The sequence below is a fragment of the Nocardia carnea genome, assembly GCF_029868855.1.
Classification (GTDB): Bacteria; Actinomycetota; Actinomycetes; order Mycobacteriales; family Mycobacteriaceae; genus Nocardia; species Nocardia carnea_A.
In genome coordinates, this window is the sequence record NZ_JARWOV010000011.1 from 1 (window position 1) to 23734 (window position 23734).

Sequence of the window (23734 nt, forward strand, 5' to 3'; positions counted from 1 at the left end):
CTCCGGTGCGCTCGGGTGCGGGCGGCGGCGGGGGGGCCGCGCGGCCGCCGCCCGGTTCCTTTGCGCCGAGGTTCGGAGGCGCTGGCCCAGCATGTCCAGCGGTGAACGAGTTACCGCTGGGACCGGAAATCAATAGGAGGCGGTTATGGCTATCGACGCGTACATGGAACAGACTTCGCTGGCCGAGATCATTCGGCACGGCAGTCCAGAGTTCCATCAGCAGCTGCAGAAGATCCTGAGCAATCCGGACTACGCCGTTACGGAGCAGCAGAGCCAGGAGCAGCGGCGTCTCAACGCCTACGACCAGCTGGGTGACCTGGTGAGAGAGATCGGGACCCGCGCTGTGGCGACCGACCTACCCAAACTGTTCGCGGTGTTCGATCAATGCGCCGTGCTCGCGACTGACCTGATTCCGTTGATCTCCGGCCACTACAACCTGGCCACGGGTAGCTTGGCCACACTCACCGACTCAGACTCGGCCGCGCCGTACCTGCTGGATCTGGACGATGCGACCGCCGTCGGCGTCATCCTGCTGACCGAGTACGAGTGCGGCTCCAATATCCAATTCATGCGGACCACCGCGACATGGGACGGCGACGGGTTCGTGCTCAAAACCCCGGACCCGAAGGCGCGCAAATTCATGCCCAGTGTCGGGATTCCGGTATCGCGGGTGTGCATCGTAGGCGCCCGGCTCATCGACTCGGCGGGTGTCGATCAGGGAGTCCACCTCTTCACCGCCCGCCTGCGCGACGCCGACGGCGCCCCCGCCCCCGGGGTGACGATCACACAGCTCGGCCATCAGCCACTGGTGGTCATGGACAACTCCGTCATCAGCTTCGACAACCTGCGGGTCGAACGCGATGCCTGGCTGAGCAACGACCTCGCCACCATCGACGACAATGGCGTACTGACCTGGCGTGACGAGGCGAGCCGCAAACGCGCTTTCGCCTCGGCGAGTAGCCAGCTCACCGTCGGTCGTCTGGCCCTCTCCTCCTGCCTCAATGCCGAAGCCCGCGCATCGCTTTACATCGCCCTGAACTACGCGAGCAAGCGGGTGGTGCCGATGACGGCGGTCGACCGGCCGGTCATGCTCGACATCCCCCACGTGCGTGACACGCTGCTCACCGACCTGGCCGGTACCGTCGCACGCACCCTCTATGGCAACGCGGTAAAAACCTCGCTTGTAGGTGCGGATCTCACGGCTCGCGAGCCTGTGGTGGCGGTGATGCTGGCCAAGGACTTCATCCAGCGGCACGCACTGGAAACAGTCACCGACTGCCGCGTGAAGATGGCTGCCCAGGGCATGTTCAGTGCCAATCGCGTCGCCGGCTACCTCGGAGTCTGTCACGCCGCGATGACCGGTGAGGGCGACGTCTCCGTCATGGGCTCGGTCGCCGGTCGGGTACTGGCCAAACAGCTGGCGGGCACACCGCCGCCCGCGCCCGTCCACCACGACCCCGCCGATCCCGTCGACCGCGCCCGCCTGCTCAGCGCCCGGACCTTGACGATTGCACAGGAAGCACAGCCACACCTGGCCGACCCCACGCTGGAAGCGCGGCTCGAGGTTATTCCGGACGCCCTCGAACTCGCCGAGGCATACTCCGCCGAACAAGCCTTGCGAGCACTTGAAGAGCACGCCAATTATCCCGAGCTCGCCGCTGTACGTGACGTATTCGCCTTGGACCAGATCGACCAGCACTCGTCGTGGTACCTCACCCACGGGCTGCTCGACCTGGATGCGGTGAAGGCGATCAAACAGCAGCTACGCAACGGACTGCTCTACGAGGCCATCGACGAACTCGCCGGCCATCTGCCTGCACTACTGGACGCTTTCGAATTCGACGATGAGGTCCTCGGCGCACCGGTACTGGCCGACGATCTGGCCGCCGCGTGGGACACTCGCTGTCGCGACGATCGGCTGGGTCGCTGACCTTGGTACAACAGAGCCACGAGGGCTGCGGCTCGGCGAGATCAGGTGATGGCGCCCATGAGGTATGGCCCGCGCTACGGAACTGACGCACGTGGGTCCGCAGCGCTGGGGTAGCCGCCGGTAAATGCATTGACTTCGCGGGCTGTGCGGTTCCTATCGGCCCCCTCTGCAGGGGGCCGATAGGCGGTGGCCGCCGAATAGGAACGTTTGTCGAGCGGATTCGTCGTCGCTGTCGATGCGGCCGTCATGCTCCCTGGTCGCTGCCGAATGTGATCTTCTACGGGCTGGCCGGCGTCGTACATAACCGAAAAGCCACGGCCGTGGTCCGGCAAGCTACGGCCGTGGTCCGGCAGCATCGGCAGCAACCCAATCGCCAGCTCCCAGTACAGGTCGTCCCAGTTTGATCGTGCGGGTCGGGCCCGGGTCAGCGCATAGATCATCGTCGCCGCGGGGCGGGCCCGGCCACTATCTGAATCAGACCACAACGTTCTCGCTGCGGACGACCTCGACCAGTTCGTTGAGATCGTAGATCCGCCAGTCGGAAAGCTCGTCCACCTCGGCTTTGTTCCGATGGATCCAACCCCAAGGACCCCGTTGGACATATGCGGTGCGCAAGCCGCTCTTCTTCGCCGGGGCCACGTCGTTGTCTATCCGATCACCAACATAGACGATTTCTTCGGCGGCAACTCCGGCGAGATCGATCACCTTGTCGAAGAACCCGGCCGCCGGCTTCTGTACACCCCAGTCGTCCGACGTGGCAATGAAGTCCGCCGGCAGATCCAAATCCCGAAGGATCTTTCCGGCCCGCGCGGTCTGGTTCCCGGCGATACCGACCACGACACCCAATTCGCGCAACGCGGCCAACGCCGACCGGGCGTCCGGGTAGAGATCGTTCTCGTCGAATCGTTCCCCTTCGCCTGCATCGATCCGTGCCTGGCGTTCTCGATCCAAATCGAATCCGGGTCTGAATATCTGAAATGTTTCGCGGTAGTCAAGTCCTTGCGCGATGACGGCACCGAACATCGAGACGAACGTGTGGCGGGGTACCCCCAGCCAATCTGCCCAGGTCCCGTATTCGCGGGTCTCGTCGACCAGCGTCTCGCCTACATCGAAAACCACGGCATTGATCACGGCACAACGTTACCGCCGCCGGTACCGGGTGTGCCGCGAGGCTCTGGAGCCACAGTAAGCGCGAGAGAGATCGAGCGGGGTGCTTACACTGTGCCGGATGCGGTGTCGGCGGCGCCGTGGTCGCAGTGACGGGCCAAAGAACGCAGCCGTGATTGCGAATTACACGGCGTCTTCGGAGGAAGTTGCGGAGGGTGCCATCCGTCCTGGTGAGCTCGGTCAAGGGCGTGCGACCGAGATCGATTTCGTATCGAGAAACCCTTCCAGCCCCTCCCGCCCGAACTCCCGCCCGATCCCGCTGGCCTTGACCCCACCGAACGGCGCATGCGGATCCATACTGTAGGCCTGGTTGATTCCCATGGTGCCGCTGCGGATCCGCTGGGCGAGGGACAGTCCGCGGTCGATATCCGGTGTCCATACCGACCCCGACAGCCCGTATTCGGTGTCGTCGGCGAGTTGTACGGCGTGGTCGAGGTCGCGATAGGCGAGCACGGTGAGCACCGGGCCGAAGATCTCTTCGCGTGCGATCCGCATCGTGGGTTCCACATCGGTGAACAGGGTGGGTTGCACATACCAGCCGCGATCGAGGCCGGGGGGTGGTCGATGGCCGCCGGTGACCAGGCGGGCGCCTTCACCGGTACCCAGCTGGATGTAGTCGCGGATTCGCTGTCGCTGACGGGCGGTGACTACGGGCCCGATGCGGGTCGAGTCGTCGGCGGGATCGCCGATCGTGAGCCCGTGCACCATGGCGGCGACGGCGTCGATGTACTCGGTGCGGCGGTGGTGCGGTACCAGGATCCTGGTCTGGGCGACACAGGCCTGGCCGCCGTTCATCAGTGCGGCGACCTGGATTCCGGTGGCGACTTCCGCCGGGTCGGCGTCGTCGAGGACCACCGCGGCCGATTTGCCGCCGAGTTCCAGGCTCACGCGTTTCAGCGAAGACCCGCACGCCGCGGCGACCTCGCGACCTGCCGCGGTGGACCCGGTGAAGGACACCTTCTCGATATCGGGATGCCCTACCAGGTATCTGCCGAGATCGCGGTCGCCCGGGAGGATGGAGACGACTCCGGGCGGAATCTGGCTCTCCGCGACGAGTTCCGCCATCAGGTACGCGTCCAGCGGTGTCTCCGGTGAAGGTTTGAGCACCACGGTGCAACCCGCGAGCAACGCGGGAACCAGCTTGGCGACGACCATCAGCATCGGCATGTTCCACGGGGCGACGGCCCCCACGACACCGACCGGTTCGTGCCGGACCCGGATATCGCTGCCGAAGTAGCCGGGCCGCGACTCCTGCCACGGGAAGTCCGCGGCGAGATCGGCCAGCGCCCGCATCATCACTCCGGGCAGCCGCGCATGGGCTGAACGGGAGAAGGTGATCGGCGCACCCATTTCCGCGGTGACGAGCTGGGCGATCTCCTCGACTCGTTTCTCGTAGCGGACGGCGAGGTCGTGCACGATCCGCACGCGCTCGGCGGGCTCGAGCCGCGGCCACGGACCGGTGTCGAACGCCCGGCGGGCGGCCGCGATGGCGCGATCGACATCGGCGGGTGTGGGTGCGGCGATCCGTGCGATGGGTTCCTCGGTGTGCGGGGAGATCACCTCGAAGGCGAGGTCGGATCCGGGTGGCACCCATTTGCCCCCGATGAAGAGATTGTCGTGCCGGCGCATGTGTGGGCTCCTGTCAGGCTGTGTGCACGCTGATTTCGCGGAGCAGGCGGACGGTGGGCGGCGGGTCGGACTGCACCGCTACCGGTTTCGACATCTGCCCGGAGCGGGCCCGGGCACCCATCTGGGCCCGCACGGCTTCCAGATCCTCGGCTTCGATCTCGTAGAGCGCGATGAAGCTCCCGTCACCGGACAGCGGCTCCAGCCGGCGAGCCGAGACTATTCCGTCGATCTCCAGCATTTCGCCGATATGGGTTCCGGCGTACCAGCGGTGGTACTCGTCGATCTCCTCCGCCGAGCTGGGGCGGGATTCGACGTAGAGAATTCCTTTGGGCACGGTATTTCTCCTTCTGGGCAAACAGGTTCAGTTCGGAGTGGCCGGTTCGTTCTTGTGGACGATGCCGTCCTTCATGACGAACCGCACGTTTTCCAGGGCGGATATATCGCGGGTGGGGTCGCCGGGGACGGCGATGATATCGGCGAGCAGCCCGGGGGCGAGCCGGCCGCGGTCGTCGGCATCGATCAGTTCCGCGCTGGTGACGGTGGCCGCGCGAATCGCCTGCACGGGGGTCATACCGCGGTCGACCAGGGCCCACAATTCCTTGGCGTTCTGCCCGTGCGGGACCGCGGGCGCGTCGGTGCCGCAGGCGATCCGCACCCCGGCCTCGATGGCTTTGCCGAGCATCCGGCGGGCCTTCGGGAAGACCTCGGCCGCCTTGCGTTGCAGCGCCGGCGGAGCCTTGGAGGTGTCGAGCCCTTCGGACAGATAGCTGGTCGGGACCAGGAACGTGCCGTGGTCCACCATCATCTGCACGGTGTCGTCGGAGGCCAGCGACCCGTGTTCGATACAGTCCACTCCCGCGCGGATACAAGCGCGGATTCCGGCGTCGCCGTGGGCGTGCGCGGCGACCCTGATCCCGGCGCGATGGGCTTCGTCGACGATGGCGGCGAGTTCTTCGTCGGAGTACTGCTGGGTCCCGGGGGCGGTGCTGTGCGACATCACCCCGCCCGACGCGGAGATCTTGATGACCCCGGCGCCGTACTTGATCTGGTACCGGGTCGCCGCCCGCACCGCGGACACACCGTCGGCCATCCCCTCCTGCACCGACATCGGCATGATGTGCGGGGCGAGTTTCTGGAACATGGTGGGGTCGAGATGCCCGCCCGTCGGGGTGATCGCATGCCCGGCGGACACGATGCGCGGACCCGGGAACCAACCCTGTTCGATCGCGCGGCCGAGGTCCACATCCAGCAGATAGCCGCCGGTTTTCACCATCAGGCCGAGATTGCGCACCGTGGTGAAACCCGCCATCAAGGTGGTCCGTGCGTTGACGGTGCCACGCAGTGTCCGGTACACGGGATCGTCCTGGACCCCGTGCATGGGGTTCGGCAGCCCGCTGGGGTTGTCGGGCCCACCGATGAGCAGGTTGATCTCCATATCCATCAGACCCGGCAACAAGGTGACGTCGCCGAGGTCGAGTTCGGTGGCGCCTTCCGGTACCGCGGGCGGGTCGATGGCGTCGATCAACCCGTCCCGCACCACGATCACCGCGGGGGAGCGGACGATTCCGGCGTCGATATCGACCCAGCGTGCCGCCCGTAGCACGGTCGCCGCGGGGCTCACGGCGCCGGCTCGATCACACAGTCCATCGACGCCTGACTGGCATCGGGTATCCACGGTTGGTTCCACACCTCCACCGGGAAGGACACCATGATCATCGAATACAGCAGGCGCAGCAGGTTTATTGCGTCGTCGGGCATATCCTCGAGGCCGACCTGGTCGAGGTAGGTCAGCGCGGCCTCGGCGCGCGGGGTGATCGCATCGTAGAACCGCTGCATCTCTTCCATGGAGGAAGCCAGGCGTTTGGCGTAGCGTTCGCCCTCGGTGGCCAGGCACCAATCGGAAAAGAGTTCGAGATCGGCGAATTCGGCGGGCAGTGCGCTCATCGCTGGGGTACTCCTGTCTGCTGGTTGCGATGGTCGTCGACCCAGTCGGCCGCGGTCTTGTGCAGATGACGGAGCAGGATCTCCTGATCGCACAGCGGGAACCGGGTCACCGCACGGGATTCCAGGGTCATCTGCGTCGCTTCCAGGGTGCTGGCGTCCTGCAGGCCGTATTCCTTGAACGTCACGGCTGTCATCTCGTGCGCGACCCGATCGCGCGGTGTGCGGGCCGGTGCGAAATACAGATTCCCCTCGAAGATATGGGTGTTGTACGAGGTCGGCCAATAGTGATAGGTGAGATACCAGCCGCTCGACCAGATCAGGATCACGAAATTGGGGAACAGCTGGAAGGAATCCAGGCCCCACGGATCGCATTTCGCCGGATTGACCCCGGGCGGCAGTTCGCCGAGATCCGGGACGTCCCAGGGCCCGAACAGCCCGCCGCGGGTGATGTCCTCCATGGGTTTACGCATGGAGGGGTCGAGTTCCCAGGTCACCACACCCGAGGTGCTGACCATCCGGTGCGGGCCCTGCAGTTGATAATGCGGTGCCTCGAAACCGGCCGCCTGCGCGGCCGCGGAATAATTGTCCGGCGACTGATTCCCGTGCAGGACCGCGGCATGGTAGAACTCCGCGAACGCGTCCATGTACAGCTTCCAGTTCGCGCCGACCTCGGAACGGTAGGAATACCGTTCGGTGAGCTGGTCGAACGGGTAACCGTCGAGATCGGTGATCATCGGCCCGAGGAATTCCCGCAGCGACTGTTCCGGTTCCGGCGCGAGATTCACGAAGATGAAGCCCGCCCACACCTCGCAGTGCACGGGCGCGAGACCGTAATCCTTCTTGTCGAGGTCGAAGAATTCCCCCTCTTGCTGTACGAAGGTCAGTTCGCCGTCCAGTCCGTAACGCCAGCCGTGGTATTTACAGGTGAACTGCCGGCACGTTCCGGAAACCTCTTCGCGCGGAAGCTCGTTCCATACCAGCTTGTTACCGCGGTGCCGGCAGATATTGAAGAACGCCCGCACTTCTTTCTGCTTGTCGCGCACCACGATCACCGACGTCCACGCGGCGTGGATCTCCTTGGTGAAATAGCTGCCGACCCGCGGCACCTGTTCCACCCGGCCGACATTGAGCCAGGCCTTCTTGAAAATTGCCTCGCGCTCGAGTTCGTAGATCTCCGGCGATATCGAGTCCTCGTAGGACATCGGCGCGGTGCCGAGTTCGGGATAGTGCTGGGTCCAGCTGCCTTCGGCGGGTTTGGGCCAGCGCGCCATGGCGGTGCTCCTTGCGATGGTTCGGATCGGGTGGCGACGACGGGGCCGGTCGCCGGCGAGGGGTGGCTACCTGATCGGCTCGTCGCCGAGGACGGTGGTGCGCAGCATTTCCCGGGGTGAGTTCTCGGGATACGGGGCGGCGCGATGGATGACACCGCGGTTGTCCCAGATGACGGTGTCACCCACCGACCATTCGTGCCGGTACACCCGCTCGGGTGCGGTGCAGCGCGCGAGCAGATCGTCGAGCAGGGCACGGCCCCGGTCGCGATCCATTCCGATCACGTGATCGGTGGACGTACCGAGTACGAGGGAACGACGGCCGGACTTGTGGGTCCAGACCAGCGGATGTTCCCGGGTCGGCCAGCTCCGCCAGTACTCCAGCTGGCGGGGCGTGGGGTCGGCAGTGACGGGGCGCTGGGATGCCTCCAGCGAATGCAGTACCCGCAGCGTGCGCAGATGCGTCTTCTCCGCGTCGGAGAGACGGTCGTAGGCCCGGTAGGTGCTGGCGAATTCGGTTTCCCCGCCGCTGACGGCCACGGCCTTCGCCGACAATACGGTGGCCATCTGTGGGTAGGCGTCGTCTTTGGGGGTGCAGCCGTCTATATGCCAGTCGAAAGTGCCGCGCAGATAACTCGCCGAGGAGTTCTTGCTGGTATCCAGGCTCACCCGGTAGATGCCGCTGACGGGATGATGCCCGGCCGAGGTATCGATCTCGCCGAGTTTGCGGCAGAACGCCACCTGGGCCTCCGGCTCCAGATGCAGGCCCCGGAACACCAGCACGCCGTTGGCTTCCAGCGCCTCGAGCACCAGACCGGGAACGGTATCGTCCGACACCATCCGGTCGGCGTCCAGTCCGGTGATCTCGGCGCCGATCTCGTGGTTCAGTTTCTCGACGGTGACAGTGGTCATGGTTGCTCCGCTCGTTCGGGCCTCGGTCCCGGTGACCGATCCGTATTCCGGTTCACGGCCAGGGCTCCGCGATCCGTTCCAGCTCCGCGTCGGCGCTGTCGACCGGCCGCGGCTGCACGAAGATCTCGACCGCCATGGCCACCAGCGCCAGTGAATAGATGAGCTGCAGCAGATGCAGCACTTCGTCGGGCAGGTCGTCGAGGGGGAATTTGTCGCAGTACGCGATCGCTTCCTCCAGCCGCGGGAAGAACGCCCCGTAGAACTCGTCGAGTTCGGCCATCGAGCTGTTCATCCGGCGTTCCCAGCGCTCGGTTTCGGTGGCCAGGCACCAGATGGGCGCGAACCGCTCGAATTCGGCGAAGGCCGGCGGCAACATGTTCTGCGCCATCGGATTCACACCCCGACCCGTGTGCCGCGATATTCGCCGACCCAGTCCGCGACCACTTTGTGGAAGTGCCGGACCAGGATCTCCTGATCGTTCACCGGGTAGTCGGTGATCCGCGCGGTGCGGTAGGCGGATTCGAGCGCGGTCTGGGTGCCGGTGAGCATCCCGGCGTCCTGCAGGGCGAATTCCTTGAACACCACCGAGGACACCTCGTGCTCCACCCGCTCGCGTACGGTGCGGGCCGGCTGGTAGCAGAGGACTCCCTCGAACTGGTGACTGTTGTACGAGGTGGGCCAGTAGCGGTAGATGAGATACCAGCCGCGGTAGAACAGGATTTCCAGATTCGGGAAGATCTGGAAATTGTCGATACCCCACGGTTCCACGCGGCCCGGATTGATCCCCGCCGGGAGTTCACCGATATCGGGGGATTCCCACGGGCCCACGAGTCCGCTGCGGGTGGCCCGCTCGATCGGATACATGAATTCCGGCGGCAGTGTCCAGCGGCGGGCGCCGCCGGTGCTGACGACCCGGTGCGGACCGTCGACCTGGAAATGCGCGCATTCGAAATTCGGTTCCGGATTGCGCACCGGCCCGGGCACCTGCTGCGAATGCAGGCCGGGAACGTGGTAGTACTCCTGGAACGCGTCGGCGAACAATTTCCAGTTGCTCTGGTTCTCGGCCCGGAACTCGTACCATTCGGTCATCCGGTCGAACGGGTAGTCCTCCAGCGCGGTGACCATCGGGCCCAGGAATTCCCGCAGGGTCTGCGGGGGTTCCGGGGCCAGGTTCACGAAGACGAACCCGGCCCACACCTCGCAGTGCACCGGTGCCAGGCCGAACTCCGACTTGTCCAGGTCGAAGAATTCGCCTTCCTGCTGCACGAAGGTCAGTTCCCCGTCGATGCCGTACCGCCACCCGTGGTATTTGCAGGTGAACTGGCGGCACGTGCCCGACGATTCGGCCCGGGGATCCTCGTTCCAGACCAGTTTGTTGCCGCGGTGGCGGCATACGTTGTAGAAGGCGCGGACCTGTCGGTCGCGATCGCGCACCACGATCACCGAGGTACGGGCTATCTGGATCTCTTTGGTGAAATAGCTACCGACCCGCGGCACCTGCTCCACCCGGCCGATATTGAGCCAGGCCCGTTTGAAGATCGCTTCCCGCTCCAGTTCGTAGAACTCCGGCGAGATCGAATCCTCGAACGAGACCGGGCCGGTGCCGAGGTCCGGATAGTGCTGGGTCCAGGTGCCTTCCGGCGGTTTCGGCCAGCGCGCCATGATCATTCCTCCCGTAGGGGTTCGTGCGATGTCGCCGCGGATTCGGTGGGCGGGTCCGGTTGCAGATCGACACTGTTGGTCACCAGTGCCAGGCACAGGTAGGAACCGGCGACGAAGAGCAGTTCGAGCAACTGGCGGGTTTCGAGATGCGCGGAGAGGGCGGTCCAGGTGCTGTCACAGACCCGGTACCGGTCGAGCAGTTCGTCCGTGGCGGCCAGCACCAGCCGGTCCACCGTGGGCCAGTGCGCTGTTTCGCCGCAGGCGATATCTTCGATCGTGCCGACGGCGATGCCCAGATCCCGCGCCATACGGGAGTGCTGGTCCCATTCGTAGGCCGACCGCGTCCGCCAGGCGATCCGCAGGATCACCAGCTCGCGCAACCGGGGGTCGAGTGTGGCGCGTTCCAGCAGCAGGCCGTTGTACGACAGCCACGCCCCGCCCAGTTCCGGGTGATGTCCCAGCATTCCGAGAATATTGGGCAGCGACGGTGCGTCGGCGGCCCCGGACAAATACCGGTCGGCGCGTTTCAACCGGCCCCGCAACATGGCACGGCCCTGCTCGGTCCAGTCCGCGGCGGGCAGCGGGGTGAGGCGAGGACCGACGGTCGTCATATGACCGACCCTCCGTTGACACCCACCACCTGGCCGGTGATGAACCGGGCATCCTCCGAACAGAGGAAGGCGCAGGCCGCGGCGATATCGTCGCCGTCACCGAGGTAGCCGACCGGGATGGCCCGGGCCATCGTCGCGTTGTCCGGGAGATGGCCTGCCGCTTGGGAATCGCGCGACATCGGGGTGTCGATACCCGACGGGGGAATGGTGTTCACCGTGATACCGCAGGCGGCGTACTCCCGCGCCAGCGCCTTGGTCATGGCGATCACGGCCCCTTTGGAGGCGGTGTAATGCACCATTCTCGGCGACCCCCGCTGGGCGCTGGACGAGGAGATCGTGACGATCCGCCCCCATCCGGCGGCCAGCATGTCGGGAATCACCGCCTGCACACAGTGGAACGTGCCGGTGAGGTTGATATCGATGATCCGATTCCAGGACTCGATGGAGATCTCGGTGAACGGCTCGAACGCGAAAACCCCGGCGCTGGTGACCAGTACCCGCACCGGCCCCCACTCCGCTCGCACCTTGCGCAGGGCTTCCTCCACTGCCGCGCGGTCGGTGACATCGACTTCGCAGGCCATCGCGTAACCGCCCGCGGCGCGCAGTTCCTCGGCGACGCGTTGTGCACCGGCGCCGTCGCGGTCGAGTACGGCGACGTGATCGCCTGTCGCGGCGAGTCGCCGGCAGATGGCGGCTCCCATCCCCGAGGCTCCTCCGGTGACCACAGCGACCCTTTTCGCGCCATCGCTTCCGTACTCTTCGCCGCTGTGCGGCCGGGCTGGGGAGCTGTCCATCTCACCGCTCCGCGCACACGGCGACCGTGTGTACCGGTATAGCCCGTCTGCTGCGACGGCCGAGCGGGCCTGAGTCGGGGTGATCGGCGGCATTCGCCACGTGGGCACGAACCATGGTGTTCCCTCCGCGCTACAACGGTCGCCGGGCGATCCGCCGGGCTTAATCGACTGCTTAATTAAGCGGGTGATTAAAGTTATACGGACGCGGCTCTTCGACTGTCAAGGTCCGCCGGTGACCCGGGCAGGTGCGGTTCCGGCGGGGCGGTCCACGCCACGGGCCGGTCCGGCCGCGTTACCTGCGTGGTTTCTAAGATCAGGAGTCGGTGAGGCCGACCCGGAACCGTTCGGTGCGGACAGTGGCCGCAGCGGTCGAACAAGGAGGTGCCATGGAGGAAAGCCGAAGGCCGGCCGATGCGGAAGCGGGCAGCGGAAGCCTTTCGACGCGATCGGCGTTACTCGATGCCGCCGAGCGGATCATGCTCGAGGACGGCTATGCGGCGGTGAGTTCCCGGCGCCTCGGGGCCCGTGCGGGTGTGAATCCCGCGCTGGTCTACTACTACTTCGGGAATATGGACAGCCTGTTCGTCGCCCTGTTCCGCCGCGGCGCCGAACGCAGTTACCAGCGGCTGGCCGAGGCCGCGGAATCCGAACAACCCCTGTGGGCGCTCTGGGATGCCATCCATCACCAATCCCGGACCGCGCTCACCATGGAATTCGTCTCGCTGGCCACGCACCGGCCGTCCATCCGCTCCGAAATCGCGCAGTCCTCGAAAAGATTCCGTGAGCTCCAGCTGGAGATCGTCACGCGGGCACTGCGCGACCGTGATCCCGGCCCGTGGACTCCGCTGACACTGGTCATGCTGATGTCGAGCGTGTCCCGGTTCCTGCGGATCGAGGAAGCCTTCGATATCGACGCCGGTCACGCCGAGATCACTGCTGTGGTGGAGGAATTTCTCGAACAGGTGGAGGGGTCCCGGCATTGCCGCGACACCAGCGACGACGGTGGTGTCCCGCGCGACGGCACCGGATCCGCGGCGCAGTAGTCTGGGCGGGCCGGATCTCCGTCTCCCGAGAAATGGGCCCATGACTATGACCTCACTGTCCGACAAGGCTTCCGCATTCCGCGCACTTCACCGGCCCGGTGATCCGGTGATCCTGCCGACGGTGTGGGACGCCTGGTCGGCGCAGCTTGTCCAGGAGGCCGGCTTCCAGGGTTTGACGGTGGGCAGCCATCCGCTGGCCGATTCGCTGGGCAGATCCGACGGCGAGGGGATGTCGTTCGCCGAAGCGCTGGGCCGGGTCCGGGAAATCACCGCGGCCGTGGATATCCCGGTATCGCTGGATATCGAGTCCGGCTACGGTCTGGCGCCGGCGCAACTCGTCGAGGGTCTGATCGAGGTGGGAGCGGTGGGCCTCAATATCGAGGACACCGTGCACAGCGAAGGTGGGCGGCTGCGTGAAGCCCGGGAGCACGCCGATTTCGTCGGCGCATTACGGCAGGCCGCGGATGCCGCCGGGGTACCACTGGTGGTGAACGCGCGTACCGATCTGTTCCTGCGCGCTATCGGCGATGAGGCCGATCGCTTCGATCGTGCCGTGGACCGATTGCGACTGGCCGCCGAAGCGGGCGCCGATGTGCTGTACCCGGTGGGATTCCACGACCCCGCGACACTGCGCCGCCTCTGTGCCGAACTGCCGCTTCCGGTCAATGCCGTGGCATTTCCGGAGGAGGGTGATCGAAGCGCGCTCGCCGAAGTGGGGGTTGCGCGGGTCAGTTTCGGCCCGCTTCTGCAGCGGGCACTCACCGCCACCGTCAACCGGCTGCTGGAGCGCTGGAACTGACGCGGGCAGCTCGCCATACCTGTTACGTGCTGATGCCGTGGGTGAGGACCGCGGCGAGTTCGCGGTAGGCGGCGGCGTCGTCCAGTCCGGTACGTGCGCGGACGCCGCCCTGCTGGATACGGACCATCATGGTCGCGGCCAGATCCGCGGCGAAGGCGGCATGGACGCCGCGGAATTCGCCGGCCGCAACACCTTCGTCTATGAGTTCCTGGACACGGCGCGCGGCGATCCGGGTGTTTCGTTCGTAGACCTCGCGTGCCGGAGCGAAGTGGTCGAGGTCTGTCATGAACCGGTCCGAGGCCACCGCCAGTGCTTCGCCGACCGCGGTGAGGTAGGTGGTGATGCGTTCCCGCGGCCCCGCGGCGGCCGCGACCTCGGTTTCCACTGCGGCGGTGGCGCGTTTGAAGAAGTGCACGGTCGCGGCGGTGACCAGCTGTTCCTTGCTGCCGGCGAGGGTGTAGAGGGTGGATTTGGAGCATTTGAGCCGGGCGGCGATGGTGTCGAGGGTCAGGTGGGCGAAGCCTTCGCCGAGGAACAGTGCGACGAGTTCGTCGAAGAGTTCGGTGCGGCGGGTGGTCGCGAAGGCCGAGCGTTGCTCCATACCATTGATAGTACTGGGGAACTCCTTGCAGTACTGTTCGGTGGACAGTACTGTGATGGGAAATCGAGTACTGTCCGACGTATCGCTCCGAGGAGATTTCTGTGGCTGTCGATCGACTCCTGCCCACCGAGGAGGCGCGGGATCTCATCGGACTGACCCGCGACGTGGCCGACAAGGTGCTGGCGCCGATCGTCGACGAGTACGAGAAAACCGAGACCTATCCCGAGGGAGTATTCGCCACGCTGGGCGAGGCCGGTCTGCTGAGCCTGCCGTATCCCGAGGAATGGGGTGGCGGTGGTCAGCCCTACGAGGTGTACCTACAGGTCCTCGAGGAGATCGCCGCGCGATGGGCCGCGGTGGCGGTGGCGGTGAGTGTGCACAGCCTGTCCTGCCACCCACTGATGGCGTTCGGTTCCGAGGAGCAGAAACAGCGCTGGCTGCCGGAGATGCTGGGCGGCGCCACGGTCGGCGCCTACAGCCTGTCGGAACCGCAGGCCGGATCGGATGCTGCGGCGCTCGCCTGCAAGGCCACGGCGGTGGACGGTGGATACCGGATCAGTGGTGCCAAGGCATGGATCACCCACGGCGGTATCGCCGACTTCTACAACCTGTTCGCGCGCACGGGGGAGGGGTCCAAGGGGATCTCGTGCTTCCTGGTGCCGCGCGACACCGCGGGGCTCAGCTTCGGTAAACCCGAGGAGAAGATGGGCCTGCATGCCGTGCCCACCACCTCCGCGCACTACGACGACGCCTTCGTCCCGGACGAACGCCGGATCGGGGCCGAGGGGCAGGGGTTGCAGATCGCGTTCAGCGCCCTGGATTCCGGCCGGCTCGGGATCGCCGCGGTCGCGGTCGGGCTGGCGCAGGCCGCGCTCGACGAGGCCGTGGCATATGCACAGGAGCGGACGGCGTTCGGTCGTAAGATCATCGATCATCAAGGGCTGGGCTTCCTGCTGGCCGATATGGCCGCCGCGGTGGACTCGGCCCGTGCCACCTATATCGACGCCGCGCGGCGCCGGGATGCGGGACTGCCGTACTCCCGCAACGCGTCGGTGGCCAAACTTGTCGCCACCGACGCCGCGATGAAGGTCACCACCGACGCGGTACAGGTACTCGGCGGCTACGGCTACACCCGCGATTTCCGGGTCGAGCGTTATATGCGGGAAGCCAAGATCACCCAGATCTTCGAGGGCACCAATCAGATCCAGCGGCTGGTCATCAGCCGCCACCTGGCCGGCTGAATCGCCGGCCGGGGATGGAGCGCGCCCTCATCGCGCGCTCCATCCACCGTCCATTGTGTAGGCCGCGCCGGTGACCATGCCCGCCTCCGGCGAGGCCAGCCAGCTCACCAGCGCCGCGACCTCGTGCGGTTCCACAAGGCGTTTGATTGCGGACTCGGTGAGCAGGACCTTCTCCAGTACCTCCTGCTCGGGGATACCGTGTGCCTGCGCCTGGTCCGCGATCTGCTTGTCCACCAACGGTGTTCGGACGTACCCCGGGTTCACGCAATTGCTCGTCACACCGTGCGGGCCACCCTCGAGAGCGGTTACCTTCGACAACCCCTCCAGTCCATGTTTGGCCGTCACATAGGCCGCCTTGTACGGGGATGCGCGCAGGCCGTGGACCGAGGAGATATTGACGATCCGACCCCAGCCCTGCTCGTACATATGCGGGAGAGCGGCACGAACCAGCAGGAACGGCGCTTCGACCATCAGCGTGAGCAGATCCCGGAAGCGCTGGGGTGCGAAATCCTGGATCGGGCTGATGTGCTGCACCCCGGCGTTGTTCACCAGAATATCGGTGCGGAGGGCCAGGTCTTCGAGTGTCGTGACGTCGAGCAGATCCACCGTCCACGCCGTACCGCCGAGTTCCGCGGCCACGGTCTCGGCGCCGGCGGTGTCGATATCCGCCACCGTGACCGTGGCGCCGCGCGCCGCGAGCGCCTGGGCGCAGGCCGCCCCGATACCGCTCGCGCCGCCGGTGACCAGCGCGCTGCGTCCCGCCAGATCGCTCATCGCACCGGGGCTTCGGCCGGGGCCAGGCTTCGGGCGTCGGCGCGGTCGATGCTCTCCAAGGTGAGCCCCTTGGTCTCCCGCGCGACCACCGCGGCGATGGCGCTGACCGCCGCCGCGCCCGCCAGGTACCAGGCGATCGGCACCGCCGAGCCGTAGGTGTCCAGCAGTCGGACGGCGATGATCGGCGCCAGCGACCCTGCCACGATCGAGGTGACCTGATAGCCCAGGGACACACCGGAATAGCGCATGCGGGTCGGGAACATCTCGGCCATGATCGCGGGCTGCCCGGCGTACATGAGGGCGTGGAAGACCAGGCCGATGATGATGGCGGAGACGATGACGAGGTTGTTACCGCTGTCCATCATCGGGAAGGCGAAGAAACCCCACGTACCCGCGGTCACCGCGCCGACCAGGTAGACCGGTCGCCGGCCGAAGCGGTCGGACAGGTTGCCCACCAGCGGGATCACCACGAAATGCACCGCGTGCGCGGCCAGCAGCCACCACAGGATCACCGATGTATCGGTCCCCACCTCCACCTTCAGATAGGTGATTGTGAAGGTGACCACCAGGTAGTACATGATGTTCTCGCCGAACCGCAGGCCCATGGCGGTGAACACGCCGCGCGGGTACCGGCGCAGCACCTCGACGACACTGAGCGACCCGGCCTTGATCTCCTCGGCCTCCTGCTGCGCCGCCACGAAGATCGGCGCGTCGGTGATCTTGGTGCGGATGTAGTAGCCGACCAGTACCACCACCGCCGACAACCAGAACGCGACCCGCCAGCCCCAGCCGAGGAATGCCTCGTCCGACAGTGTCGTGGTGAGGACCAGCAGCACCACCGTCGCCAGCAGATTGCCCGCCGGCACACCCGCCTGTGGCCAGCTCGCCCAGAATCCCCGGCTTCGGCTGGGACTGTGCTCGGCGACCAGCAGCACCGCGCCGCCCCATTCGCCGCCCACCGCGAAGCCCTGGATGAACCGCAGGGCCACCAGCAGGGCCGGCGCCCAGTAGCCGATCTGTCCGAAGGTGGGCAGGCAGCCCATCAGGAAGGTCGCGCTGCCGACCAGGACGAGACTGAACTGCAGCAACTTCTTTCGGCCGTACTTGTCGCCGTAGTGCCCGAAGACCACGCCGCCCAGCGGACGGGCCACGAACCCGACCGCATAGGTGACGAACGCGGCCAGGATGGCGTCCAGATCGCTGGTGCCCTCGGCGAAGAACACCTTGCTGAAGACCAAGGTGGCGGCAGTGCCGTAGAGGAAGAATTCGTACCACTCCACGACCGTGCCCGCCATCGACGCGGCGACCACGCGCCGTAGGCCGCCGGAGTCGGTGTCCTTCGCGTCGACCGCATCGGGTCCGGGGCTGTGCTCCCGCATGGCAGTTCTCCTTCGCGCCGGAGGCCGCACCTCATTCGGTGTGACGGCCCCCACAATATTCGGCTGCACTGAGTATTGGTGCAGAGGATTTGCGCCGCAATGACCATTTCTGCAGCACCGATGTGCAAATATGCAGATATGAGCGCGTCCGTCCCGGGCCGTCCCAGCGCGGACGATCTTCTCGTACTTCTCGCCGTCGGCCGTTCCGGTCGTTTCGTGACCGCGGCGGACGAACTCGGTATCAACCACACCACCATCTCCCGGCGTATCGCGGCGCTGGAGCAGACTCTGGGCGGCCGGGTACTCACCCGCGTGACCGGCGGCTGGGAACTGACCGAACTCGGCCGCGAAGCGCTCGGCGCGGCCGAGGCAGTGGAATCGGCGGTGAAATCGCTGGCGGCCGGCGCCGACGGGAACCGGGTGCTCGAAGGGGTGGTCCGGATGTCGGCGACCGACGGTTTCAGTGCCTATATCGCCGCGCCCGCCGCCGCCCAGGTGCGGCGCCACCATTCGGACATCGCGGTCGAGATCGTCGCGACCACCCGGCGGGCGTCCCGGCAGCGTTCCGGACTGGACCTCGAGATCGTCGTCGGCGAGCCGCAGGTGCGCCGCGCCACCGCCACGCATCTGGCCGACTACCGCCTGGGTCTCTACGGTTCCCGCGAATACCTGCGCGACCACCCGGCGCCCGCGGGCATCGAGGATCTGGCCCGGCATCCGCTGGTGTACTTCATCGATTCCATGCTCCAGGTCGACGACCTCGACCTGGCTTCCGGTTTCGTGCCCGCCATGCGCGAATCCGTCACGTCCACCAATGTTTTCGTGCACGTCGAGGCGACCCGGGCCGCGGCCGGCTTGGGGCTGCTGCCCTGTTTCATGGCCGATCGCCACCCCGACCTGGTGCGTGTCCTGCCGGAATCGGTGGCAGTAACCCTCGGCTACTGGCTGGTCGCCCGAGCCGAGACCCTGCGCCGCCCGGAGGTCGCCGCGGTGGTGTCCGCGATCCGGTCCGTGATCGACGACCAGCGCGACGTCCTCGCGGGCCGTGGGTGAGCCACCTCGGCCGCCGGAATCACTCGGCGCGGCGGCCTCCGGGTGGTGCCGACGCCCGATCCGGCCGGCCCCGGGGTGCCCGGAGCAACCGTGTGTGCAGCGCCAGATAGAGCAGTGCCGCGTCGGCGGGCGACGCGAAAGCCTTACCGGTGAGTTGTTCGATTCGCTTGAGACGGTGCAGGACCGTGTTGCGATGCAGGTGTAGATGCTTGCCCACCGCGGTGGTGGAGCCGCCGAGTTCGTACCAGGCCAGGGCGGTGCCGGCGAGCAACTCGGCGTCCTCGGGATCGAGTCGATCGAAGGCGGCGAGCAGATCGGCGAAGACATCCGCGGCCAGATCCGGGTTCGCGGCGATCAGGGCACGTTCCGGCGCGGAGGCGTAGCGGTGGATCCCGGTCTCGCCCGGGCCGGAACACCGGAGTGCGAACCGTGCCTGTTCCAGCGCGGCGGGTGCGACGGTGAGATCGGTGAACGGCCGGCTGGCACCCGCCCGGGCCCGCGCTGTCCGAAGCGCTCGAGCGAGTGCGGCCGGTGAGCCGGCGACGACCAGGGTGATCAGTTCGTCGCCGAGTACGGTCGAGGCGGTGGTGACTCCGGTCGCGTCGAGGTGGACATCGCCGGCCAGCACCACCGAGGTGGCTCGGTCGGGCAGGCGCATCCGGCGGCCGAGTTCTGCACGCTGTCCAGGCGGTAGGCCGGGATCGAGCAGCGCTCGCAGCATCCCCTGATCGGGTTGTGCAGTCCCGCCCGCGGCCACCCGCCGGTAGGCTTCGGCGGCCGCGACCGAATAGCTGTCGACCGTGGCCCAGACCAGCGTGGACAGCCGGGGGAGTGCCGCACTCTCGTCGTGCCCCGCGGACTCGACAATGATCTCCCAGAACACCAGCCCCGCGACGCGGAAGGCGTGGAGCAGGCTTTCCAGCGGGATACCGCGCTCGGCCTTGAGCCGCCCGGCACGTCGAGCCGGCTCGAGTGAATACGGGAGCTCGGCGAGGGCATCCAGCCATGCCGCGCAGCAATCTGCCACCAGCGTGACCAATTCGTCGTGGCCGAGCGCGGCGGTGCCGTAGTCGATGTCTTCGTGCTCGATCCGGGCGGTCACCAGTTCGGTGATCGCCGTCGAATCCGCGTGGAGCTCACGCAGCAGGCGCGACTTCTCGTACTTTGTGTCCTGGCTCACTATCGCTCAAGGTAGCGCCGGCAGGGCGGGTGCACAACGGAGCCGGTCGAAGTCGGGGCCCGCGCCCATCGCCACGCGATCCGGTCGCCCCCGATACTGGGCGTTCGGTGCCGCGCCACCGCGGCCGCGAGTCGATCGGAGTTACCGTCGTGACCACTGCAATTCGCGAACTGTTCGAGCGTTATCACGCGTGCTGGGCCGACCGCGATCCCGACCGGATCGTCGAGCTCCACACCGCAGATTCCGTGTTCCACCTGCATTCGGGTCAGGAACCCGCCCGGGGCCGGGCCGCCATCCGCGAGGCCGCAGCGGGAACCTTCGCCCTGGTCCCGGACCTGGCCTTCCGTATGCTCTCGCTCCGCGTCGGCGAGGACTTCTGGGTGGTGCGGTGGCAGCTGACCGGTACCTCGGCAACCGGCCGGGACGTGTGTGTCGACCTCGCGGATTTCGTTGTGGTCGAGGACGGCGCGGTGAAGGAGAAGCATTCCTACGTCGACGGTGTCGCCATGCAGGCAGCCTTGGCCTGACCGCGTTCGGCGGCCTCGGGGTGAAGGCGGCATCTCGCCGGTACGTCGCCCCGGCCGGCGCCGTCGTTCGCGCGGCGTCCCCGCTGATCGCGCCGTGACGGGGGACCGGGCGCGCGTATGCGGGTTTCCGCGCACCGACCGGTGGCAATCTCAGAGCGACCAGTGGTAGCGGCTGGTGGGCACGAGGTCCAAACCCGTATCGGCGCCGAACCGTGCGACGCCGGCCATCAGTTCGGTGATCCGGCGCTGGAGTTCGGCCTGGTCACCGCGGCTGCCGTAGAACACGTGCGGATCGGTCATCGCGCCCATGGGGAAGTGTTCCTCGACGATGGCCGCGACCTCCGGTGCCGACGGGGTGAGTTTCTCCTCGACGGCGTTCTGGATGTAGGCGACGGTGTTCTGGGTCCGGATGGCGATCGGTGTGTGCTGCACCAGCCAGTACCGCAGGTAGTCCGCCTGCGGCATCGACGCGGGTCTGCGCAGCAGCGCGATATTCGCCAGCGCGTCGCAGCGCGTGCCGTCCGGCACCGGCTGCGGGTCGAGGCGTACGTGCTCGTGGACGCGATAGGCGTGGGGTGCCGGCTCGTCCGCGGCGTCGGCGCCCGTGCCGACGACCGCGGCGGGGTCGCCGTCGGTCCACACCGAGACGAGCGCGGTGATCGGTTCGGCGGGACCGAACCGCATCGTCGCGGGCGCGACATCGGCGTCGTCGAGGTTCAGCTGAACCGCGTTCGCGCCGGCGGCGGCCAGCGCTTTCCGGAACTCCGGCGCACCGAGCCGGTCACCGAGGCCTGCGCCGTGCAGGGCGAGGATCAGTTTCGCCATGGCGGAAAAGTAGCACGTGTTCTAATTTGCCGAGACGAAACGGCCGCACCCCCGAAGCCGAGCGCAGAAAGGCCGACCCATGAGGTTCACCTACGCCGAGACCATGACCGACCCCACCTACTACGTGCCGCTGGCGCAGGCCGCCGAGGCCGCCGGATACACCTCGATGGTCCTCGCCGACAGCATCGCCTACCCCCGCGACTCCGATTCGACCTACCCCTACACCCCGGACGGCAGCCGGGAGTTCCTGGAGGACAAGCCGTTCGTCGAAACCTTCGTCCTCGCCGCCGCACTGGCCGCGGCGACCACCACCCTGCGGTTCACACCGTTCGTCCTGAAGCTGCCGATCCGGCCGCCCGTGCTGGTGGCCAAACAGGCGGCGTCGGTGGCGGCGCTGAGCGGTAACCGCCTCGGTCTGGGGGTCGGGATCAGCCCGTGGCCGGACGATTTCGAGATCTTCGACGTGCCGTTCGAGAAGCGCGGCAAGCGCATGGACGAATGCCTCGATATCGTCCGCGGTCTCACCGCCGGCGGTTACTTCGAGTTCCACGGCGAGTTCTACGATCTGCCGCCGATCAAGATCTCCCCGGTGCCCACCGAACCGATTCCGCTGCTCATCGGCGGGCACAGCCGCCCGGCGCTGCGCCGGGCCGCCCAGCGTGGTGACGGCTGGATGCATGCGGGTGGCGACCCCGCCGAACTCGACCGCCTGCTGGCCGAGCTCACGACTCTGCGCGCCGAATACGGCACCCGGGAGGATTTCGAAATCCATGTCATCTCGCTGGACGGGTTCACCGTCGACGGCGTGAAACGCCTGGAGGACAAAGGGGTCACCGATGTGATCGTGGGCTTCCGCAACCCCTACACCCGCGAGCAGGACACCGAGAGCCTGGACACCAAGATCGCGAACCTGTCCCGCTTCGCCGAACATGTCATCGCCCGCACCCAGTGAGCGCAACCGCCGAGAACCGAGCCGAGGAAGTCGAAATGAGTAGTTTGCCGGGGAAAGTGGCGCTGGTGACCGGTGCCTCGTCCGGGCTGGGGGCGGCGGTCGCGCGGCTGTTCGCCGGTCGTGGGGCCCAGGTGTTCGGTGTCGCGCGCGACGAAACGCGGCTGGCCGAGGTGTTCGCCGAGGTGCCCGGCGGCCGGTTCACCACCGGTGATATCGCCACCGCGGCGGTGTGCCGGTCGGTGGTCGAGGACTGTGTCGGAGCCTTCGGGCGACTGGACGTCCTGGTCAACGTCGCCGGCACCCACCGGATGCGCCACACCCGGGAGGTCACCGACGCGGACTGGGAGCACGACCTGGCGGTGAACCTCAACGGCCCGTTCTACCTGTGCCGCGCCGCGCTCCCGCACCTGCTGGAGAGCGGCGGCAATATCGTCAATGTCGCCTCCATCGCCGGAGTCGAGGGGCAGGCGTATTCGGCGGGCTACTGCGCCGCCAAACACGGTCTGGTCGGCCTGACCCGGGCCCTCGCGGTCGAGTTCACCGCGGACCGTGTCCGCGTGAACGCAGTCTGCCCCGGCGGCATGCTGACCCCGCAGATCACCGGGTTCACCATGCCCGAGGGCGCCGACCCGAACCTGATCATGCGGGTCGCGTCCCCGCGGGGTATGAACCAGCCGGAGGAGGTGGCCTCGGTGATCGCGTTCCTGGCCAGCGACGACGCGTCCGCGGTCCACGGTGCGGTCTATCTCGCGGACAACGGCAAAACCGCGGGCTAGTGGTAGCGCCGCAACGGCCCTGTCGACACCCTCGGGATCCTGCTGGTCCACGTGGACCTGCGGCATCGTCGTTCGGTCGATCTCCCCGGCGATATCGCCGAAGCCCTGGACGAGCACATCGCACGCTCCCGGGCGTTGTCCTGGCCTCCGCCGATGTGCGGTGCCGTCGGGATCCGGCGATGACCGAGCCCGGCGTCCCCGGAGTTTCCGCTCACCGGGAACGGCGCACCTGAACCGTCCGGTCAATGGGAAGACCGAGTTCGCCGGGGATTCGGCGGACCTAGCGTCGCCCGTATGAGTGCAGTATTGACCGGAGGTGCCCGATGACGCGCCTACCGGAACGAGTGGCGGTGGTGACGGGTGCGGCCGGCGGGATGGGCCGCGCCCACTGCCGTCGGCTGGCCGAGGAGGGCGCCGATATCATCGCCCTCGATCTCGCCGAGAACGCGGCCGGTGCGGCCGCCCCCGCCGCGGGGGGGGCGGGGCCCGGCCGCCGGGGGTTGACCCGGTTAGCCGCTGTTAGCGCCCCCCCGCAAAACCCCCGGTACCCCGCAAACCCCCCACGACACGAGAACAGATGGCCAATATCGTAGCGGCGGCACGTGACTTGATACAGGTCGCCGATGGAACCGATTGGGAGCCGGCGCGAGTTCGCGCGGCCCAGGAC

Annotated in this window: 24 protein-coding genes and 1 pseudogene; 9 read left to right on the forward strand and 16 right to left on the reverse strand. The window is 66.9% G+C overall.

Going from position 1 to position 23734, the window contains the following annotated elements; translation table 11 throughout:
- Window positions 1-145: 145 nt before the first annotated feature.
- Complete coding sequence (locus QH195_RS00390; protein ID WP_280421742.1) at window positions 146-1930, forward strand: acyl-CoA dehydrogenase; 1785 nt, start codon at window positions 146-148, stop codon at window positions 1928-1930.
- A 474-nt stretch (window positions 1931-2404) separates the two neighbouring features.
- Here QH195_RS00390 and QH195_RS00395 read toward each other — a convergent pair whose 3' ends face one another.
- The 11 genes from QH195_RS00395 to QH195_RS00445 all read right to left on the reverse strand — a co-directional run bounded on the left by QH195_RS00395 (window position 2405) and on the right by QH195_RS00445 (window position 11917).
- Window positions 2405-3061 carry an HAD family hydrolase gene (locus tag QH195_RS00395; RefSeq protein WP_280421743.1) on the reverse strand — a complete coding sequence of 219 codons (657 nt, stop codon included), beginning with the start codon at window positions 3059-3061 and terminating at the stop codon, window positions 2405-2407.
- A gap of 216 nt (window positions 3062-3277) precedes the next feature.
- The gene (locus tag QH195_RS00400) at window positions 3278-4726 is read right to left on the reverse strand and encodes an aldehyde dehydrogenase (protein ID WP_280433893.1); all 1449 of its coding nucleotides are present in this window, start codon (window positions 4724-4726) and stop codon (window positions 3278-3280) included.
- Between the two features lie 13 nt (window positions 4727-4739).
- Window positions 4740-5060, reverse strand: a complete 321-nt coding sequence (locus QH195_RS00405) for a hypothetical protein (RefSeq protein WP_280433894.1) — start codon at window positions 5058-5060, stop codon at window positions 4740-4742.
- A gap of 27 nt (window positions 5061-5087) precedes the next feature.
- Window positions 5088-6347, reverse strand: coding sequence for a metal-dependent hydrolase family protein (locus QH195_RS00410; protein WP_280421746.1), 1260 nt, complete (start codon window positions 6345-6347; stop codon window positions 5088-5090).
- Complete coding sequence (locus QH195_RS00415; protein ID WP_280421747.1) at window positions 6344-6670, reverse strand: hypothetical protein; 327 nt, start codon at window positions 6668-6670, stop codon at window positions 6344-6346. The genes QH195_RS00410 and QH195_RS00415 overlap by 4 nt, the downstream gene beginning before the upstream one ends.
- Entirely contained in the window at window positions 6667-7941 is a 1275-nt protein-coding gene (locus QH195_RS00420; RefSeq protein ID WP_280421748.1) for an aromatic ring-hydroxylating oxygenase subunit alpha, read from the reverse strand. Before QH195_RS00420 ends, QH195_RS00415 begins: the two co-directional genes overlap by 4 nt.
- 66 nt (window positions 7942-8007) lie before the next feature.
- Complete coding sequence (locus QH195_RS00425) at window positions 8008-8850, reverse strand: TauD/TfdA dioxygenase family protein (RefSeq protein WP_280433895.1); 843 nt, start codon at window positions 8848-8850, stop codon at window positions 8008-8010.
- A gap of 52 nt (window positions 8851-8902) precedes the next feature.
- Window positions 8903-9238: a hypothetical protein gene (locus QH195_RS00430; RefSeq protein WP_280433896.1), complete on the reverse strand. Its 336-nt coding sequence runs from the start codon at window positions 9236-9238 to the stop codon at window positions 8903-8905.
- Between the two features lie 5 nt (window positions 9239-9243).
- Window positions 9244-10512, reverse strand: coding sequence for an aromatic ring-hydroxylating oxygenase subunit alpha (locus QH195_RS00435; RefSeq protein WP_280433897.1), 1269 nt, complete (start codon window positions 10510-10512; stop codon window positions 9244-9246).
- Between the two features lie 2 nt (window positions 10513-10514).
- The gene (locus QH195_RS00440) at window positions 10515-11123 is read right to left on the reverse strand and encodes a carboxymuconolactone decarboxylase family protein (protein ID WP_280433898.1); all 609 of its coding nucleotides are present in this window, start codon (window positions 11121-11123) and stop codon (window positions 10515-10517) included.
- On the reverse strand, window positions 11120-11917 hold the full coding sequence (locus tag QH195_RS00445) for an SDR family NAD(P)-dependent oxidoreductase (RefSeq protein ID WP_280433899.1): 798 nt from the start codon (window positions 11915-11917) through the stop codon (window positions 11120-11122). Before QH195_RS00445 ends, QH195_RS00440 begins: the two co-directional genes overlap by 4 nt.
- A 386-nt stretch (window positions 11918-12303) precedes the next feature.
- Here QH195_RS00445 and QH195_RS00450 point away from each other — a divergent pair, with 386 nt between their 5' ends.
- Together QH195_RS00450 and QH195_RS00455 are read left to right on the forward strand one after the other, a co-directional pair.
- Window positions 12304-12960 (forward strand): TetR/AcrR family transcriptional regulator, encoded by a 657-nt coding sequence (locus QH195_RS00450; RefSeq protein ID WP_280421754.1) that lies wholly within the window; start codon window positions 12304-12306, stop codon window positions 12958-12960.
- Between the two features lie 46 nt (window positions 12961-13006).
- Window positions 13007-13759: an isocitrate lyase/PEP mutase family protein gene (locus QH195_RS00455; RefSeq protein ID WP_280433906.1), complete on the forward strand. Its 753-nt coding sequence runs from the start codon at window positions 13007-13009 to the stop codon at window positions 13757-13759.
- A gap of 22 nt (window positions 13760-13781) precedes the next feature.
- Here QH195_RS00455 and QH195_RS00460 read toward each other — a convergent pair whose 3' ends face one another.
- Entirely contained in the window at window positions 13782-14360 is a 579-nt protein-coding gene (locus QH195_RS00460) for a TetR/AcrR family transcriptional regulator (RefSeq protein WP_280421755.1), read from the reverse strand.
- A 101-nt stretch (window positions 14361-14461) separates the two neighbouring features.
- On the opposite strand from QH195_RS00460, the gene QH195_RS00465 reads away from it, so the two are divergent.
- Window positions 14462-15601, forward strand: a complete 1140-nt coding sequence (locus QH195_RS00465) for an acyl-CoA dehydrogenase family protein (protein ID WP_280433900.1) — start codon at window positions 14462-14464, stop codon at window positions 15599-15601.
- Between the two features lie 27 nt (window positions 15602-15628).
- Here the strand turns inward: QH195_RS00465 and QH195_RS00470 are convergent, their stop codons facing one another.
- Window positions 15629-16375: a 3-hydroxybutyrate dehydrogenase gene (locus QH195_RS00470; RefSeq protein WP_280421757.1), complete on the reverse strand. Its 747-nt coding sequence runs from the start codon at window positions 16373-16375 to the stop codon at window positions 15629-15631.
- Window positions 16372-17754, reverse strand: a complete 1383-nt coding sequence (locus tag QH195_RS00475) for an MFS transporter (RefSeq protein WP_280433901.1) — start codon at window positions 17752-17754, stop codon at window positions 16372-16374. Before QH195_RS00475 ends, QH195_RS00470 begins: the two co-directional genes overlap by 4 nt.
- Before the next feature lie 138 nt (window positions 17755-17892).
- Here QH195_RS00475 and QH195_RS00480 point away from each other — a divergent pair, with 138 nt between their 5' ends.
- A complete protein-coding gene (locus QH195_RS00480) occupies window positions 17893-18807 on the forward strand; it encodes a LysR family transcriptional regulator (protein ID WP_280433902.1) in 915 nt (304 codons plus the stop codon).
- Between the two features lie 19 nt (window positions 18808-18826).
- Here QH195_RS00480 and QH195_RS00485 read toward each other — a convergent pair whose 3' ends face one another.
- The gene (locus tag QH195_RS00485; RefSeq protein WP_280433903.1) at window positions 18827-19987 is read right to left on the reverse strand and encodes a helix-turn-helix domain-containing protein; all 1161 of its coding nucleotides are present in this window, start codon (window positions 19985-19987) and stop codon (window positions 18827-18829) included.
- A 149-nt stretch (window positions 19988-20136) separates the two neighbouring features.
- Here QH195_RS00485 and QH195_RS00490 point away from each other — a divergent pair, with 149 nt between their 5' ends.
- On the forward strand, window positions 20137-20514 hold the full coding sequence (locus QH195_RS00490; RefSeq protein ID WP_280421761.1) for a nuclear transport factor 2 family protein: 378 nt from the start codon (window positions 20137-20139) through the stop codon (window positions 20512-20514).
- Between the two features lie 150 nt (window positions 20515-20664).
- Here QH195_RS00490 and QH195_RS00495 read toward each other — a convergent pair whose 3' ends face one another.
- A complete protein-coding gene (locus QH195_RS00495; RefSeq protein WP_280433904.1) occupies window positions 20665-21339 on the reverse strand; it encodes a hypothetical protein in 675 nt (224 codons plus the stop codon).
- A gap of 79 nt (window positions 21340-21418) precedes the next feature.
- Here QH195_RS00495 and QH195_RS00500 point away from each other — a divergent pair, with 79 nt between their 5' ends.
- From QH195_RS00500 to QH195_RS00510, 3 genes and pseudogenes are all read left to right on the forward strand, one after another.
- The gene (locus tag QH195_RS00500) at window positions 21419-22291 is read left to right on the forward strand and encodes a TIGR03619 family F420-dependent LLM class oxidoreductase (protein WP_280421763.1); all 873 of its coding nucleotides are present in this window, start codon (window positions 21419-21421) and stop codon (window positions 22289-22291) included.
- Between the two features lie 35 nt (window positions 22292-22326).
- Window positions 22327-23067, forward strand: a complete 741-nt coding sequence (locus QH195_RS00505; RefSeq protein WP_280433905.1) for an SDR family NAD(P)-dependent oxidoreductase — start codon at window positions 22327-22329, stop codon at window positions 23065-23067.
- A 323-nt stretch (window positions 23068-23390) separates the two neighbouring features.
- A pseudogene (locus tag QH195_RS00510) lies at window positions 23391-23504 on the forward strand (SDR family NAD(P)-dependent oxidoreductase); the annotation flags it as partial.
- Between the last annotated feature and the right edge of the window lie 230 nt (window positions 23505-23734).

What these genes read in the sequence shown, in the direction of transcription:
- QH195_RS00390 (WP_280421742.1), top strand. Translation starts at nt 146, where the DNA reads ATGGCTATCGACGCGTACATGGAACAGACTTCGCTGGCCGAGATCATT.
- QH195_RS00455 (WP_280433906.1), top strand. Translation starts at nt 13,007, where the DNA reads ATGACCTCACTGTCCGACAAGGCTTCCGCATTCCGCGCACTTCACCGG.
- QH195_RS00440 (WP_280433898.1), bottom strand. Translation starts at nt 11,123, where the DNA reads ATGACGACCGTCGGTCCTCGCCTCACCCCGCTGCCCGCCGCGGACTGG.
- QH195_RS00460 (WP_280421755.1), bottom strand. Translation starts at nt 14,360, where the DNA reads ATGGAGCAACGCTCGGCCTTCGCGACCACCCGCCGCACCGAACTCTTC.
- QH195_RS00425 (WP_280433895.1), bottom strand. Translation starts at nt 8,850, where the DNA reads ATGACCACTGTCACCGTCGAGAAACTGAACCACGAGATCGGCGCCGAG.
- QH195_RS00480 (WP_280433902.1), top strand. Translation starts at nt 17,893, where the DNA reads ATGAGCGCGTCCGTCCCGGGCCGTCCCAGCGCGGACGATCTTCTCGTA.
- QH195_RS00415 (WP_280421747.1), bottom strand. Translation starts at nt 6,670, where the DNA reads ATGAGCGCACTGCCCGCCGAATTCGCCGATCTCGAACTCTTTTCCGAT.
- QH195_RS00420 (WP_280421748.1), bottom strand. Translation starts at nt 7,941, where the DNA reads ATGGCGCGCTGGCCCAAACCCGCCGAAGGCAGCTGGACCCAGCACTAT.
- QH195_RS00500 (WP_280421763.1), top strand. Translation starts at nt 21,419, where the DNA reads ATGAGGTTCACCTACGCCGAGACCATGACCGACCCCACCTACTACGTG.
- QH195_RS00495 (WP_280433904.1), bottom strand. Translation starts at nt 21,339, where the DNA reads ATGGCGAAACTGATCCTCGCCCTGCACGGCGCAGGCCTCGGTGACCGG.
- QH195_RS00430 (WP_280433896.1), bottom strand. Translation starts at nt 9,238, where the DNA reads ATGGCGCAGAACATGTTGCCGCCGGCCTTCGCCGAATTCGAGCGGTTC.
- QH195_RS00505 (WP_280433905.1), top strand. Translation starts at nt 22,327, where the DNA reads ATGAGTAGTTTGCCGGGGAAAGTGGCGCTGGTGACCGGTGCCTCGTCC.
- QH195_RS00435 (WP_280433897.1), bottom strand. Translation starts at nt 10,512, where the DNA reads ATGGCGCGCTGGCCGAAACCGCCGGAAGGCACCTGGACCCAGCACTAT.
- QH195_RS00445 (WP_280433899.1), bottom strand. Translation starts at nt 11,917, where the DNA reads ATGGACAGCTCCCCAGCCCGGCCGCACAGCGGCGAAGAGTACGGAAGC.
- QH195_RS00470 (WP_280421757.1), bottom strand. Translation starts at nt 16,375, where the DNA reads ATGAGCGATCTGGCGGGACGCAGCGCGCTGGTCACCGGCGGCGCGAGC.
- QH195_RS00400 (WP_280433893.1), bottom strand. Translation starts at nt 4,726, where the DNA reads ATGCGCCGGCACGACAATCTCTTCATCGGGGGCAAATGGGTGCCACCC.
- QH195_RS00475 (WP_280433901.1), bottom strand. Translation starts at nt 17,754, where the DNA reads ATGCGGGAGCACAGCCCCGGACCCGATGCGGTCGACGCGAAGGACACC.
- QH195_RS00450 (WP_280421754.1), top strand. Translation starts at nt 12,304, where the DNA reads ATGGAGGAAAGCCGAAGGCCGGCCGATGCGGAAGCGGGCAGCGGAAGC.